Raw genomic sequence first — 14,475 nt, 5'->3', positions numbered from 1 at the left:
ATTCCGGCCCGAGACTGGCCGGAAAGACGCGGCTGGTAGGCTCTAACCTCCCTCCAGAAGAATGGAACTATGACCAGCCAGGATTCCTCTTCCGGAGACACATCCCTGCTCGGGGTTTCCTACGTGATGCCGGTGCTGAACGACGTGACACATGTGCGCGCCGCGGTGACCAGCCTGCTCCGCCAGGACTACGAGGGGCCCTTCGAAGTCACCCTGGCCCTCGGGCCGAGTATCGACGGCACGACCGAACTCGTCGAAGAGATGGCCGCGGTCGATCCGCGCATCCGCGTCGTCGCGAATGAGATCGGCTCCACTCCGGCAGGCCTCAACACCGCTATCCGCGCCTCGCAATACCCGGTCGTCATCCGCGTCGACGCCCACTCGGTGCTGCCGATCGACTACGCCCGAATCGCGGTGGAAGCCCTCGAGCGCACCGGTGCCGACAATGTCGGCGGTGTCATGGATGCCCAAGGCGAGAGCCCTTTCCAGAAGGCCGTCGCCCGCGCCTACGGAACGAAGATCGGTCTCGGCGGCACGCCCCTGCACATCGGAGGCCCGGAGGGTTCGGCGGAAACCGTCTACCTGGGCTGTTTCCGAATGGAGAGCATCGTGCGCGTCGGCCTCTTCGACGAGGGCATCAAGCGCGGCCAGGACTGGGAACTCAACCGCCGCCTGCGCGACCAGGGTGGCACCGTCTGGTTCACGCCCCGGCTCCGGGTGGTCTACCGGCCGCGACCGAGCCTGGCCCGACTGGCCCGGCAGATGGTGTCCACCGGACTCTGGCGGGGGGAACTGGCCCGCCGCTATCCCGAGGACAACGGCATCCGTTACTTCGCCCCACCCGTCATGGTGCTGGGCGTCCTGCTCGGAACCCTGCTCGGTCTGGCCGGCCTGGTGCAGCTGGTCACCGGGGCGACGCCGTGGCTGCTGCTCGGATTCCTGATTCCCGCCGGCTACCTGCTCCTCGTCGCCATGGCCACGGCCCTGGTCACCCGGCCGGACGGGTTTCGTGCCGGGCTGTGGTTTCTCGTAGTCTTGCCCTGCATCCACTTCTGCTGGGGGATCGGCTTCCTGCTCGGGTATCTGAAACTCACCACCAACATCTCGGCCCATACCGGAAGGCACCAATGACGTCAGCGAATCCCGCGGCGACTCGACCCTCCTCAATCGACGAGCTGCGCCGGGTGGCGCAGCCGCCGGAAGTGCGGCTGCGCGCGAACGCCGAGCACTGGACGGCGTCCCTGTACCTGCGCGACATCTCCCCGTACCTGACCTGGATGCTGCTGAAGACCCGCATCTCGGCGAACGGCGTCACCGGCCTGATGATCCTGGTCGGCTGGTCCACGGCGGCCGCGCTGCTCATTCCCGGCATCTGGGGCGCTCTGCTCGCCCTCCTGCTCGGGCAGCTGCAGATGCTGGTCGACTGCTCCGACGGCGAGGTCGCCCGCTGGCGCCGGCAGTCTTCGCCGGCCGGCGTGTTCCTCGACAAGGTCGGGCACTACACGACCGAAGCACTCATCCCGATCGCGTTCGGCATCCGGTGCGCCTTCTACCCGTTCGAGGCCCCGGCCGACTTCCTGTGGACCACGCTCGCACTCCTGCTCGCCCTGATCATCGTGCTGAACAAGGCACTCAACGACATGGTGCACGTTGCCCGAGCGAACGCGGGCATGACCAAGCTCGCCGACCGCAAGCACGAGCAGACCCCGACGTCGAGCCTCATCGCCCGTGCCCGCCGTCTGGCGCGCTTCCTCCCGTTCCACCGGCTCTACCACTCGGTCGAACTGACCATGCTGATCTTCGTCGCCGCGATCCTCGGCAGCTTCCTCGGCGAGCCGACGGTCGACCGGTTCGTGCTGGTCGCGCTCGTCCCGCTGGCGTTCCTCTCACTGGTCGGCCACTTCGTGGCCATCATGGCTTCCAAACGTGTCCGGTCCTGACGCGTCACCGGTCAGCCTCGCCCTGCCGACCGTGGGGGTGGTGCTGCTCACCCAGGGCACCCGTCCCGACGACCTGGCCCGCGGCATCCGCAGCCTGCTGGCCCAGCAGGACGTGCGCCTGGACATCGTGTGCGTGGGCAACGGCTGGCAGCCGACGGGGTTGCCGGCCGAGGTGAAGACGCTCGGCCTGCCCGAGAACCTGGGCATTCCGGCGGGGCGCAACCGCGGGGTCTCCCGCGTCGTCGGCGACTTCCTCTTCTTCCTCGACGATGACGCCAGCATTCCGGACCCGCTTTTTCTGCGTGAGGCCATCGCCGTGCTGCGGGCGGATCCGACTATCGGCTTACTGCAGCCCCGGGTGGTCGACCCGGCCGGGATCGCGTCTCCCCGGCGCTGGATCCCGCGCATCCGCAAGGGCGCGGCCACCCATTCCAGCAACGTCTTCTCGGTCTGGGAGGGCGCCGTGCTGCTGCCCCGTGCCGCGTTCGACGCCACCGGGGGCTGGGCCGAGCCGTTCTTCTACGCCCATGAGGGCATCGAGCTGGCCTGGCGCGTGTGGGACCTCGGCCTGCGCGCCTGGTACGCGGGGGAGCTGGAAGCGAATCATCCGGTGATCGCGCCCACCCGGCACGCCGACTACTACCGCCTGAACGCACGCAACCGGGTGTGGCTGGCCCGCCGCAATCTCCCGGCCCTGCTCGTGCCCGTGTACACCGGGTCCTGGCTCCTGATCCAGCTGCTGCGCTGGGCCCGCAATCCGGGCGCGCTGCGGGCCTGGCTCGCCGGGTTCCGCGAGGGATGGACCACCGACCCCGGGGAGCGGCGTCCCCTCAAAGCCCACACGGTGTGGCGGATGACGCTGGCCGGCCGGCCGCCCATCGTCTGACGATTCCGGCGTCACGACCCCTTCGGGGGGTCAGGGGCGCTCGGTCGAGCGGCATCGTCGGTACTCTGGAAGCGTGAGTATTCAACGGGACGTCAGGCTTGGACTCAAGCTGGTCAGAGACGTCACGGCGTCGCGCAAGGCTCAGCGCCTGCTGAACGGGCGGCTGGCCACACGGGAAGCGCTGCCCCGCCAGCACTTCAAGATCGCGGTCTACTTCGCCGACAGCGGCGTCAATCTCTACCAGATGCGGCAGTGGTACAAGCCGCTCGCGAAACTCGCCGAGACCTGGCCCGTCCTCGTGCTGAGCCGAAGCGGGGCAGGTGCACTGCCGTTGATCGACGAATCGCCGATCCCGGTCGCCTACGTGCGCCGGATCGTCGACCTGGAACGCGTGCTGGCCGAGCAGGACATCCGGATCGTGTTCTACGTGAACCAGAACAGCCGCAACTTCCAGATGATGCGCTACGGGCGCCGCTGGCATGTTTTCATCAACCACGGTGAGAGCGACAAAATGTACATGGTCACGAACCAGATCAAGGCCTACGACTACGCCCTCGTCGCCGGCGATGCCGCGCTCGCCCGCCTCGACAAGGTGCTCTGGGACTACGACTTCGACAAGCGCGCCATCAAGATCGGTCGCCCCCAGGCCGACTACTATTCCGGGACGACCCCGTTCACCCCGGACGAGCGCCAGGTCATCCTCTACGCTCCGACCTGGGAGGGCGACCGGCCGGCCGCCGCCTACGGCTCCATCGCGACCCACGGCGTCGCCCTCGTGACGGCACTGCTTTGCTCGGGACGGCACCGGGTGATCTACCGCCCGCACCCCCGCAGCGGCGTGGTGAGCAGTGAGTACGGCGCGGCGAACAAGGCCATCATCGCGGCCATCGCGACGGCGAATGGGCGGGATCCCTCCGCCCGGCACATCTATGACGCCAGCCCCGAGTTGGGCTGGCAGCTGTCGGCAGCGGATGTCGCGATCGTCGACATCTCCGCGATGGTCTACGACCGCCTGGCCTCGGGGAAGGCCCTGATGGTGACACGCCCCGTCGACCCCGACGCTCAGATCGACTTGAGTGGCTACCTGTCCGACTGCGAATGGCTGCACGTCGACCGGGCCGGGAACATCCTCGACGTGCTCGACGACCTCACCGATGACAGCGAGGCCCAGGACCGGCTCAAGGTCTGGGTCGAGCGCTACTTCGGCGACACCGGAGCCGGGGTCGCCACGGAGCGTTTCCACGCCGCAGTGGTGCACCTGATGGACGAATGGGAGCGCGTCGACGCCTCACACCCGCAGGCCGTGCGCCTGGAAGTGGCGGAACCGACCATCGACGCCGCGACGGACGAGGTCACGGACGTCGAGAAGCTTTAGCCTGCGGGTCTCTACACGCCGCCGGGACCGGCACCGGGGACGGGGTCGGTGTCGAGGACGGGGCCGCCCGCGGGATCGACCGCCGGTTCCTCTGGACCGGGCGCGGCCTGCATCCGTCGCCGTGGGGACAACCGGCCGGACAGAGCGGTCAGGGACAACCGGGTGAGCCCGGGGATGCGGCGGGCCGGCGATTCCCGATCGACGATCCGCACCTGCGGGTCCAGCTCCTCGCGGAAACCGACCGGGGGAGGGCCGAACGCGAGCCTCGATGAGTGCACGACCCGCGTGCCCAGGATGTGGTTGCCGGCACCGCCGATGATGGCGCCCACGCCGAACGGCAGAGCCTTGCCGATGAAGCTGGCGCCGCCTTTCGCGACGAACTGCCGGATGAAGCTGCTCTTCAGCCGGTCGGTCAGCGGGCCCATGATCGCCCGGGGGAGGCTGGTCGTGACGAGTTCGCCCCAGTAAGCGGTGCGCGGGACGCCGGAGCCGGAGACCTGGCCGGCCAGCTGGCGCACCAGATCCGATCCTTCACGGCCGAGCATCATCGTCATCACGAGAGCGCGTGCCCGCTCGGGGTCCTCGACCGCTATGCCGTGCACCTCGCTCACCGACTGCGTGAACAGGGCGGTGGCCTCGAGGAAGCCTGCCGTCTCCACACCGGAGATGGCCAGGGTGACTCCGGTACCGACTCCCGGGATGACCGCCGTCGCGCCGACCGCCGCACCCCCGGTGGTGACGGCGGCGAGGTAGCGCCGCTCGAGGATTTGGATGATCTCCATGGGTGACGCCTGCGGCGAACGGCGACGCACGGACCGGATATGCGCGAGTACGGCAGGACGATGGATCGCCATCACGCGGTCGAAGCCCGTGACGATCCCGGTGGGCAGCTGGCCGCCCCTCGGCGTGCCGCCCGTCTCGGAAATAATCGGCTTGGTCCTTCTGACCATCAGAGTGCCCTCCCTCAGTGTTCCGATGAGTTTACGTGCCTTGGCTGGACCACTGGCGGAAAACGCGGCCCGCGCCTATACAAAGAGAATGCCTGAGCCGAAGTCTGAAGCGTCCCGCATCCTCGGTGTTCGCCTGCGACGTCGACGGCGTCAGCTGTCCCTCAATCAGGAAGCCGTGGCCCACCGGGCCGGCCTCAACGTGTCCAACTACGCTCGGATCGACCGCGGACTCGGCAACCCCACCTTTCACACCCTGATCCGGCTTGCGACGGTGCTCGGCATGGAACCCGGCGACCTGGTCACCGGGTTCAATGCCGATCACCTGCCGCCCAGCCGGGACGGCCTGTCCGACCAGGATGCCGTGATCGCCGCGGCCCGTCAGGCCGGCTTGATACCGTACTGCGAGTTGTAGAGCGCCAGCACATCGGTGATCGGGGCGTCCAGAACCAGCGCACCTTTGTCGAGGTAGAGGCCCCGGGTGCAGAACCGTTTAAGGTCGCGCTCGTTGTGGGACACGAAGAACAGCGTTCGCCCGCCGGCGAGGAGCTCCTCGATCCGCCGGTAGCACTTCTCCCGGAACGCCTTGTCGCCGACCGCGAGCACCTCATCCACGAGCAGGATGGGCTCCTCGAGCCGCGAAATCACGGCGAACGCGATGCGCACCTTCATGCCGCTGGACAGGTGTTTGTAGGGGGTGTCGACGAAGTCGGCGATCTCCGCGAAGTCGATGATCTCATCGAAACGCTCGGCGATCTGCTTCTTGGTCATGCCGTGGAGTCCCGCGGTCAGGTAGACGTTCTCCCGCACCGTGAGATCGTCCACGAAGCCACCCGTGATCTCGATCAGCGGTGCCACACCCTCGGTCACGCGCACGGCGCCCTCGTCGGGCAGCACGACGCCCGTGACCAGCTTCAACAGGGTCGACTTGCCCTGCCCGTTGCGACCGACCACGCCGATCGCCTCGCCGTGCTGCACAGTGAACGACACGTTCCGCAGCGCCCAGAACTCGTTGGGGCGGATGCGCCGCCCTCGGGCGGCGAACAGGTCCTTGAAAGAGCGCCGACCGCGTCGATTGCGTCGGAAGCGGATGCCGACACCCGTCAGGGTGATCACCGGAGCCGACACTAGATCTCCTTCAGGACTGCGCGTTCGGTGCGCGTGAAGACGACCAGGCCGACGACGAGGAAGAGGACCGACATCAGCGCGCTGATCAGCACGATGGTCCAGTCGAGCTGCTCGGGGAAGAACGCGGCACGGTACAGGCTGAACAGGCCGCTGAGCGGGTTGAACGCGGCCCAGAACTGCAGGTCCGCGGGAAGGTCCGCGGTGCCGTAGATGATCGGGGAAGCGTAGAACAGGAAGCGGAGGATGAGTTTCACGGCACGCTCGAGGTCGCGGAAGAAGACTACGAGGGGCGCGACGATCAGCCCGATCCCCGCGGTCAGGATCGTTTGGATCAGGATCGCGAGGGGGAACAGCGCAGCTCCCGCGCTCAGCTCGGCACCCGCGATCAGCGCGAACAGCAGCAGGACGGGGATGGACGCCACGAACTCGATGCCTTTGGACAACACGAGACGATTAACCCAGATCGTGCGCGGGATTCGCGTGGACCGGATCAGCTTCGCCTCGCGCAGGAACGCGCGGGTGCAGTCGGACACGGTGCCGTTGAACCACATCCACGGCAGCAGCGCCGACAGCAGGAAGACGATGTACGGCTCGTTGCCGACGGTGCGCTGGAAGACCTGGGTGAAGACGAACCAGTAGATGCCGGCCATCACCAGAGGGTCGAGAATCGACCAGAAGTAACCGAGCAGCGAGGTGGAATAGCGCACCCGCAGATCCCGCTGTGTGAGCAACCAGAGGGAATGACGGTACCTGGCGAAAGACGTGCGCTGCTCAGGGCGCACTTCCGCATAACTACTCACGCGCTCTATCGTAGGGGCGCGATGCGCGCCCCCGCGAAAGGCAGCGTTAGACGAACAGGTTCGCGCGTTCCAGATCCTCGGCGAAATCGACCTCGACGGCATAGAAATCGGAGATGTCGAGAGGCTCGACCAGAAGGTTGTTCTTCTCGATCGCGAGTTCGATGCCGCGCTCGAAGTAGTCCTGGTCGGCGACCTTCGTCAGGTGGTGGAGCAGGACCGCCTTATACGCACTGGAAATGTAGTTGATCCCCACGGCCTCGCCCAGGCCCCCCTTGACGGTCTTGGAGAGTTCCTTGATGTAGCCCTCGGCGCTGGTCGTGTACTTGACCTCCTCGTCGGACACCTTGGAAGTGTTGACGGTGACGAAGGACTGGTCGCGAGCCACCATCGCGGCAGCGCGGTCGAGAATGGCCGGGTCGAAGACGACGTCGCCGTTCATCCAGAGCACACCGCCGGTGGTGGACGCCTGGAGGGCGCGCATCAGGCTCTTCGAGGTGTTTGTCTGGTCGTACTCTTCGTTGTAAACGAAGGATGCCTGCGGGAACGCTTCGATGATGTGCTCGAGCTTGTAACCGACGACGATGGTGACCTTGGCCTTCTTGCCGAAGGCGTGGTCTATGTTGTCGAACTGCTGCTGCATGATCGTTCGACCGTCGTTGAGTTCGGTCAGCGGCTTCGGGAGCGAACGACCGAGTCTGCTGCCCATGCCTGCTGCCAAAATGACTACCTGGGTGGTCACGATTGTCTCCTAAAAAAGAATTCGAGTGACCGAGACACGCTCCTGTTGAGATCGAGTTTGCCTAGGGTTCACTTGTAAGTTCACGTATAGACACACCGTTATGCCAACTCCAGAGTACCCCAAGCCCTCTGTTGGGGGGAAGAGCGGCCCTATTCCGTGTCGCTTTCGTGATCCGGGCCGCCGGGGCCGGGCTGCCCCTGACGGTGTTCCCCCGTGACCCCCGAAACCTGCGGTGTCAGACGGTCCTTGGTAGGTTAGCGAGGTGACTTCAGCACCCCCGACATCCGAGCCCGACGAGCCGAAGGCAGCGTCCTCCGTGCCCTATTCCGCTGAAACACAGGCCACGACGCCGGCCGCCACGCGCCCGTCCTCGGTGCGCACGGCCCCGGTCCATAAGGCTCCGGCGCGCACGATCGTTACCCCCCGAACGTCCGCTGTGCGCCCGAACGCGTCCCGCGCGACGGCGACGGCGGGGGCGGGGGCGGGGGCGGGAGAAGTAACTCCCGGAGAAGGGGTTTCGAAGAAACCCGCGGCCAGGACCGTTCCAAAACCCGTGGCCAGGGCCATTCCGAAAAAACCGGCGACGAGGACGGCCCCGAAGAAGCGTGCCGCGGCGCCGGAGACCGTCCACGCCGACCCGTCGGCCACCCTGCCGGCAGTCGAGGTTCCGACAGCCCTCTCATCTCACACGTCGGCCGCTCGCGCCACGGCCGCGCGCCCGGCGGCGGCGAAGTCGGAATCTGTCGGGAAGACCGGTGCGGCCCGGTCCAGCGCGGCCAAGGCCAGCGCTGCTCGCGCTGCAGCCGCGCGAGCAGCGGCCCTGGCTTCTGCCGCCGCTGCCGTCCCTGCGCCTGTCGAACCTGAGCCTGTCGAACCTGCGCCTGTCGAGCCTGCGCCTGTCGAGCCTGAGCCCATGGAGCCTGAGCCCGTGGAAGCGGCACATGAGCCGGTCCCTGTCGAGCCGGACCGAGAGCCTGAGCCTGAGCCGGAACCTGCCACGCTGGTTCTGCCGGAGTTCGTCCCGTTTGACGACGAGTCGTCCGCGGCCTCGCTCGAGACAACCGACCTGCCGCCCGCCGCCGGGGCCGTTGCGATGAAGCGACCCGCTTTCAAAGGCGCCCCCCGCAAACGCGCCCCCGTGATCGCGCAGACCGTCCACGATCCGGCGTCGCCCGTGGTGCTGAATATCAGCGGTCTGCAGAAAAGCTTCGGCCAGACCGTGGCGGTATCGGGCATCGACCTCGAGGTGCGTGCCGGGTCGTTCTTCGGGATCGTCGGTCCCAACGGCGCCGGCAAGACCACGACACTCTCCATGGTCACCGGGCTGCTCCGGCCGGATGCGGGCACGGTCACGGTCAACGGCATCGATGTCTGGGCGAACCCTTTCGCCGCCAAACGCATCATCGGCGTCCTCCCGGACCGGCTGCGCCTGTTCGACCGCCTGACCGGAGCCCAGCTGCTCTACTATTCCGGGGTGCTCCGGGGCCTCGACGACGTCACTGTGCGGCAGCGCTCGGCCGACCTGGCGACCGCCTTCGGCCTCGAAGACGCCCTCAACCGCCTCGTCGCCGATTACTCGGCCGGCATGACGAAGAAGATCGCACTTGCCTGCGCGATGATCCACTCGCCACGGCTGCTCGTGCTCGATGAACCCTTCGAGTCGGTCGACCCGGTTTCCGCGGTCAACGTCACCGAGATCCTGCAGAAATACGTCGCCAGCGGAGGAACCGTCGTGCTGTCCAGCCACGGCATGGACCTGATCCAGCGCGTCTGCGATCATGTCGCCATCATCGTGCAGGGCGCGGTGCTGGCCTCCGGCACCATCGCCGAGGTTCGCGGCGAGCAGACGCTCGAGGAACGGTTCGTCGAGCTGGCCGGCGGACGCAAGGTGGCGGAGGGCATGGAGTGGTTGCACAGTTTCTCGGACTGAAAGTCCGTCTGCTCGCCAATTTCTCCCGGCGCAGCCCCTGGCAGGTCGTCGGCATCGTGATCGGTATGCTCTACGGCCTCGCCCTGGCCGTCGGCCTGTTCATGGTGCTCGTGGGGCTGCGCTTCACGGGCGATGCGGTGGCCATTCGCGACGGCATGGTCGTGGCCGGGTCGCTGGTCGTGCTGGGCTTCCTGCTCTTCCCGCTCGTGTTCGGGATCGACGACACCATGGACCCGCGCAAATTCGCGACCATGGGCATCCCCACCCAGCGGTTGTCGCTCGGCCTTGCGCTGTCCTCGCTGGTGGGCGTGCCCGCGTTCGTCCTCGGGGTCGTGCTGCTCGGAACCGTCGTGACCTGGTCCCGGGGCGTCATCGAGACGCTCCTCGCCCTGATTTCCGCGGCACTGCTGCTGGCCACCTGCATGCTCGCCTCCCGGGTGAGCACGTCGCTGGCGGCCTTCCTGCTGGACACGCGCCGATCACGGGAATTCACCGGGATCATCGGGGTGCTGATCCTGGTCATGATCGCACCCGTCGTGCTTCTGGCGCTCAACTTCGACTGGGGTCGGTACGGCCTGGACCTGATCGGCGGGCTGGCGGGCATCCTGGGCTGGACGCCCCTCGGCGCGGCCTGGGCCGTTCCCGGGGATGCCGCCACGGGGCTCTGGGGCGAGGCGGTGCTCAAACTGCTGATGGCCACGTTCACGACCTACCTGCTGTGGCTGGCTTGGCAGGGTCTGGTGTCACGGATGCTCGTCACGCCGGGCCGCGAGGCTCAGGCCCGTCAGTACGGCGGGCTCGGGTGGTTCGACAGCATGCCGCACACCCCGATGGGAGCGATCGCCGCCCGCAGTCTCACCTACTGGCGCCGCGACTCCCGGTACTGGATGTCGGTGATCGTCATCCCCGTCATCCCGCTGATCGTCATCCTGCCGTTGTCCTTCGCCGGGTTGCCGGTCTCCTATCTCGCGCTGCTGCCGGTGCCGTTGATGAGCGTGTTCCTGGGCTGGACCCTGCACAACGACGTCGCCCTGGACCACACCGCGGTATGGCTGCACGTGGCCTCCGGCACCCGCGGATTCGAGGACCGGATGGGCCGTCTGGTTCCCGCCCTCTTCGTGGGGATCCCGATGATCGCGGCGGGGTCGGCCATCAGCGTGTCGGTTTACGGCGACTGGGCGGTGATGCCGTCCATCCTGGGGGTGAGCACCAGCATCCTGCTGACCGGGCTCGGACTCTCGAGTTATTCATCGGCACGCTTCCCCTACCCGGCCACCAAACCCGGAGACAGTCCCTTCTCCCAGCCTCAGGCGTCGGACACGGCGGCCGCGCTGATCCAGTCGTTCACCTTCGCCGGGTCGATCCTGCTGTCGCTGCCGGCGCTGGCCTGCGGTCTGCTCGGCGTCTTCGTCGACCCGGTCTGGAACATCCCGGCGCTCGCACTGGGCGTCGGCATCGGCCTGATCACCCTCGTCGGCGGGGTCTGGGCGGGGTCGCTCGCCTTCGAACGGCGTGGGCCGGAGACGATCTCCTCCGCCATCCGGGCCTAGGCAGGCCTGCCCGTGTGCCTCCGGGTTGTTTTACACTGGACTTATGACTGAACACTTTCGCGCGAGCATCGCAGAACCCGGGAACCCCGGCACAGGCGGCGGAACCTCGACGCTCGACCGCGAGCTCGAGGAACTCCTCAACCAGGAGCACATCGAGCCGGGCGACCACGAGCGTTTCTCGCACTACGTTCCCAAAGACAAAATCCTCGAATCGGCCATCTCCGGCAAACCGGTGCGCGCCCTCTGCGGCAAGAAATGGCTGCCCGGACGCGACCCGGAGAAGTTCCCGGTCTGCCCGGCCTGCAAGGCCATCTACGAGAAAATGAAGGCCTGACGACCGGACCGGTCGCTGCCGGCTTGTCGCCTGGCGGTTCGTCGCCTGGCGGTTCGTCGACTACCGGTTCGTCGCCTACCGGTACAGGGTCGGGATGACGGGGTCGCCGCGGCCGAGGCGGAAGGCCTCGATCGGCAGTTCCTGCATGACGGATGCGTGGTGCGCCCGGGCGCGGGTCGTGCCGGCCGCACCGAGGTGACGTTCGTCGATCACGCCGTCGGTGACCAGAGGTACCAGTAGCACGCGGTCCCGGCCGGAGGGCGCGGCGGGCGGGGTGGAGTCGGCCGAATCCTCACCGATCAGGATGATCTCGGCGCGCGCGATCCCCGCTGCGTCGAGTCGGCGGACGGCCCGCTTGCGGCCGCCGACCGAGGCCTTCGCGGCCGAGGTCTTGGCGACGGGCACCCATTCTCCGGCGTCGTCGCGGTGCGCGACCAGCTTGTAGACCATCCCCGCGGCGGGGGAGCCGGAACCCGTCACTACCGAGGTGCCCACACCGAAGGCGTCCACGGGCGACGCCGACAGGGCTGCGATGGAGAACTCGTCGAGGTCGCTGGTGACGGTGATGAGTGTGTTGACGGCGCCGAGCGCGTCCAACTGGCTGCGGGCCTCCGCGACCATGGTCGGAAGGTCGCCGGAGTCGATCCGGATCGATCCGAGCGCCGGTCCGGCCACCTTGACGGCCAGCTCGATGCCGCGGGCGACGTCGAAGGTGTCCACGAGCAGGGTGGTTGACGGCCCGAAGGCTGCGACCTGGGCGCGGAAGGCGTCTTCCTCACTGTCGTGCAGGAGGGTGAAGGAGTGGGCGGCCGTGCCCATGGTCGGCACGCCCCAGCTGCGGCCGGCCTCCAGGTTGCTGGTCGAGGCGAAACCGGCGATGTAGGCGGCCCGGGCGGCGGCGACGCCGGAGTACTCGCCTGTGCGGCGCGAACCCATTTCGGCGAGCGGACGGCCCAGGCTGACCGAGACCATCCGTGCGGCCGCGCTCGCGACGGAGCTGTCGTAGTTGAGCACACTGAGGATGAGGGTTTCCAGGATGACGCACTCGGCGAAGGTGCCGTCCACCGTGATCAGGGGAGAGCCGGGGAAGTAGGCGTCGCCTTCCTGGTACCCCCAGATGGTGCCGCGGAACGCGTAGTCGGCGAGCCAGTCGAGGGTGGGCTCGCGCACCACTTCGTTGTCTCTCAGCCAGGTGAGTTCGGCATCCGTGAACCGGAAGGCGCGGATGAGCTCGAGCAGACGCCCGGTACCGGCCACGATGCCGTAGCGGCGGCCGGAGGGGAGGCGACGGGCGAAGGCCTCGAACTGGCACTCCCGGCCGGCGGTGCCGCTTTGGATTGCGGCGTCCACCATGGTGAGTTCGTACCGGTCGGTGCGGAATGCTGAAGATTCGGTCACCCGGAAAGCTTATCCGCCCGACCGGTACGGGTTCTTGCCTGCAGTGCGGGCCTACAGCGCCCCGAAGGCGACGATGCAGTTCTGCCCGCCGAAGCCGAAGGCGTTCGCCAGAGCGAACTTCACCGGCTTCTCCCGGGCAACCCTCGGCACGTAGTCGAGTGTGCAGTCCGGGTCGGGCGTCGTGTAGTTGATCGTGGGCGGGATGATGCCGGTGCGAACCGACAGGGCGCAGAGCAGGCCGGAGAGGGCGCCCGCGGCTCCGATCATGTGGCCGGTCATCGACTTGGGGGCGGTGACGGCGATGGAGTCGGCGCTGTGCCCGAGTGCCTGGCGGATCGCCGAGGTCTCGGCCCGGTCATTGGCCTGGGTGGAGGTGCCGTGGGCGCAGATCATGTCGACGTCGCTCGGATTCAGCTTGGACTTGATGAGGGCGCGGGTCATGGCCAGGCTGGCGAACTTGCCGGTGGGTTCGGGCGCGACGATGCTGTGGCCGTCGCTGGTGAGGGCGCCGCCCAGCACCTCCGCGTAGATCTGGGCGCCGCGGGCGCGGGCGTGGGAGAGCAGCTCCATCACGAAGACGACCGCTCCCTCGCCGAAGACGAGTCCGTTGCGGTCGGCATCGAACGGGCGGGAGGCCTCGGCCGGCGACTCGTTGTTCTTGGAGGCCGCGTGCATCGCGTTCAGGCCGGCGAACATGACCGGCGTGATGGCTGCCTCGACGCCGCCGGCGATGACGACGTCGGCGTCACCCATGACGAGCATGGTGCGGGCCTCGAGGAGCGCGTAGGCCCCGCTGGCGCAGGCCAGGGCGCTCGCGTTTACCGGTCCGTGGATGCCGAGGTCGATCGCGACCTCACAGGCGGCCATGTTCAGCAGGGCGGAGGGCACGAAGCGCGGTGGGATGCGCCGGGAATCACCGGAGTTGACGAGCTCGGTGGCTTCCTGGATCTCCGCGAAACCGCTGACGGCGCTATTGACGACGACCGCCGTGTCGATGCCTTCCATGGAAGAGCCGAAGCCGGCATCCGCCACCGCCTCGCGGGCGGCGGCGATGGCGAGTTGTGAGGACCGGGATGCGCGCTTGACCTGCTTCACGGTCATCCGCTCGGCCGGAACGAAGTTCTTCACCTCTCCGGCGATCTGCGTCGGCAGTCCGGTGGGATCGAACAGAGTGATGCGATCGACGCCGCTGCGTCCTTCGATGAGACCCGACCACGTGTCGCGCCAATTGTTGCCCAGGGGCGTCAAGGCGCCCAGTCCGGTGATTACGACTCGGTCATTCACGGTGATCATCTCCTCAAACGACGGATGTGACGTCATTCTGGTGCGGCGACCGTCGGTTGGCGGGAGCCATATTCCGAGTGTAGTTACGGCCATATTCCCCGAATGGAACGTGCTCGCGCCGCACTCGCGAGGCTGTGAATGTGCTTATAGACTCCCCGTTCAGG

General features: G+C 67.4%; 15 protein-coding genes. 8 read left to right on the top strand and 7 right to left on the bottom strand.

Annotated elements, in window-relative coordinates:
- The first annotated feature begins 69 nt into the window (after window positions 1–69).
- The 4 genes from E3T23_RS06830 to E3T23_RS06815 all read left to right on the top strand — a co-directional run bounded on the left by E3T23_RS06830 (window position 70) and on the right by E3T23_RS06815 (window position 4,201).
- Complete coding sequence (locus E3T23_RS06830) at window positions 70–1,131, top strand: glycosyltransferase family 2 protein (RefSeq protein ID WP_241977690.1); 1,062 nt, start codon at window positions 70–72, stop codon at window positions 1,129–1,131.
- Window positions 1,128–1,940, top strand: a complete 813-nt coding sequence (locus tag E3T23_RS06825) for a CDP-alcohol phosphatidyltransferase family protein (RefSeq protein ID WP_134369625.1) — start codon at window positions 1,128–1,130, stop codon at window positions 1,938–1,940. Before E3T23_RS06830 ends, E3T23_RS06825 begins: the two co-directional genes overlap by 4 nt.
- A complete protein-coding gene (locus tag E3T23_RS06820; RefSeq protein WP_134369624.1) occupies window positions 1,927–2,826 on the top strand; it encodes a glycosyltransferase family 2 protein in 900 nt (299 codons plus the stop codon). The genes E3T23_RS06825 and E3T23_RS06820 overlap by 14 nt, the downstream gene beginning before the upstream one ends.
- Before the next feature lie 73 nt (window positions 2,827–2,899).
- On the top strand, window positions 2,900–4,201 hold the full coding sequence (locus E3T23_RS06815; protein WP_174843845.1) for a hypothetical protein: 1,302 nt from the start codon (window positions 2,900–2,902) through the stop codon (window positions 4,199–4,201).
- Window positions 4,202–4,212: 11 nt separating this feature from the next.
- On the opposite strand, the gene E3T23_RS06810 is transcribed toward E3T23_RS06815, so the two are convergent.
- Window positions 4,213–5,151, bottom strand: a complete 939-nt coding sequence (locus tag E3T23_RS06810) for a hypothetical protein (protein ID WP_241977688.1) — start codon at window positions 5,149–5,151, stop codon at window positions 4,213–4,215.
- A gap of 88 nt (window positions 5,152–5,239) precedes the next feature.
- On the opposite strand from E3T23_RS06810, the gene E3T23_RS15190 reads away from it, so the two are divergent.
- Complete coding sequence (locus E3T23_RS15190) at window positions 5,240–5,563, top strand: helix-turn-helix domain-containing protein (protein WP_166806227.1); 324 nt, start codon at window positions 5,240–5,242, stop codon at window positions 5,561–5,563.
- Here the strand turns inward: E3T23_RS15190 and E3T23_RS06800 are convergent.
- The 4 genes from E3T23_RS06800 to E3T23_RS06785 all read right to left on the bottom strand — a co-directional run bounded on the left by E3T23_RS06800 (window position 5,530) and on the right by E3T23_RS06785 (window position 8,463).
- Complete coding sequence (locus E3T23_RS06800) at window positions 5,530–6,276, bottom strand: ABC transporter ATP-binding protein (RefSeq protein WP_134369622.1); 747 nt, start codon at window positions 6,274–6,276, stop codon at window positions 5,530–5,532. The genes E3T23_RS15190 and E3T23_RS06800 overlap by 34 nt on opposite strands.
- Window positions 6,276–7,076, bottom strand: coding sequence for an ABC transporter permease (locus E3T23_RS06795; RefSeq protein ID WP_241977686.1), 801 nt, complete (start codon window positions 7,074–7,076; stop codon window positions 6,276–6,278). Before E3T23_RS06795 ends, E3T23_RS06800 begins: the two co-directional genes overlap by 1 nt.
- A gap of 46 nt (window positions 7,077–7,122) precedes the next feature.
- Complete coding sequence (locus tag E3T23_RS06790) at window positions 7,123–7,815, bottom strand: phosphocholine cytidylyltransferase family protein (RefSeq protein ID WP_134369621.1); 693 nt, start codon at window positions 7,813–7,815, stop codon at window positions 7,123–7,125.
- Window positions 7,816–8,136: 321 nt separating this feature from the next.
- The gene (locus E3T23_RS06785; protein ID WP_134369620.1) at window positions 8,137–8,463 is read right to left on the bottom strand and encodes a hypothetical protein; all 327 of its coding nucleotides are present in this window, start codon (window positions 8,461–8,463) and stop codon (window positions 8,137–8,139) included.
- A 265-nt stretch (window positions 8,464–8,728) separates the two neighbouring features.
- Between E3T23_RS06785 and E3T23_RS06780 the strand changes: the two genes are divergently transcribed.
- The 3 genes from E3T23_RS06780 to E3T23_RS06770 are packed head-to-tail and all read left to right on the top strand — an operon-like array spanning window position 8,729 to window position 11,629.
- Window positions 8,729–9,745: an ABC transporter ATP-binding protein gene (locus E3T23_RS06780; protein ID WP_134369619.1), complete on the top strand. Its 1,017-nt coding sequence runs from the start codon at window positions 8,729–8,731 to the stop codon at window positions 9,743–9,745.
- On the top strand, window positions 9,721–11,295 hold the full coding sequence (locus E3T23_RS06775) for a PAM68 family protein (RefSeq protein ID WP_241977684.1): 1,575 nt from the start codon (window positions 9,721–9,723) through the stop codon (window positions 11,293–11,295). Before E3T23_RS06780 ends, E3T23_RS06775 begins: the two co-directional genes overlap by 25 nt.
- 43 nt (window positions 11,296–11,338) lie before the next feature.
- Window positions 11,339–11,629, top strand: a complete 291-nt coding sequence (locus E3T23_RS06770) for a DUF3039 domain-containing protein (protein ID WP_134369618.1) — start codon at window positions 11,339–11,341, stop codon at window positions 11,627–11,629.
- A gap of 75 nt (window positions 11,630–11,704) precedes the next feature.
- On the opposite strand, the gene E3T23_RS06765 is transcribed toward E3T23_RS06770, so the two are convergent.
- Entirely contained in the window at window positions 11,705–13,027 is a 1,323-nt protein-coding gene (locus E3T23_RS06765; RefSeq protein WP_134369617.1) for a nicotinate phosphoribosyltransferase, read from the bottom strand.
- A gap of 51 nt (window positions 13,028–13,078) precedes the next feature.
- Window positions 13,079–14,311 carry a beta-ketoacyl-[acyl-carrier-protein] synthase family protein gene (locus E3T23_RS06760; RefSeq protein WP_198416191.1) on the bottom strand — a complete coding sequence of 411 codons (1,233 nt, stop codon included), beginning with the start codon at window positions 14,309–14,311 and terminating at the stop codon, window positions 13,079–13,081.
- Window positions 14,312–14,475: the final 164 nt, after the last annotated feature.

It is taken from the genome of Cryobacterium cheniae (genome assembly GCF_004403395.1).
In the GTDB taxonomy this organism is placed as follows: domain Bacteria; phylum Actinomycetota; class Actinomycetes; order Actinomycetales; family Microbacteriaceae; genus Cryobacterium; species Cryobacterium cheniae.
The sequence above is the reverse complement of the archived record's forward strand: the minus strand, read 5'-3'. Positions and strand labels throughout refer to the sequence as shown.

Coding starts and splice junctions, on each gene's coding strand:
- E3T23_RS06810 (WP_241977688.1), bottom strand. CDS start 5,151: ATGGTCAGAAGGACCAAGCCGATTATTTCCGAGACGGGCGGCACGCCG.
- E3T23_RS06825 (WP_134369625.1), top strand. CDS start 1,128: ATGACGTCAGCGAATCCCGCGGCGACTCGACCCTCCTCAATCGACGAG.
- E3T23_RS06770 (WP_134369618.1), top strand. CDS start 11,339: ATGACTGAACACTTTCGCGCGAGCATCGCAGAACCCGGGAACCCCGGC.
- E3T23_RS06780 (WP_134369619.1), top strand. CDS start 8,729: ATGGAGCCTGAGCCCGTGGAAGCGGCACATGAGCCGGTCCCTGTCGAG.
- E3T23_RS06830 (WP_241977690.1), top strand. CDS start 70: ATGACCAGCCAGGATTCCTCTTCCGGAGACACATCCCTGCTCGGGGTT.
- E3T23_RS15190 (WP_166806227.1), top strand. CDS start 5,240: ATGCCTGAGCCGAAGTCTGAAGCGTCCCGCATCCTCGGTGTTCGCCTG.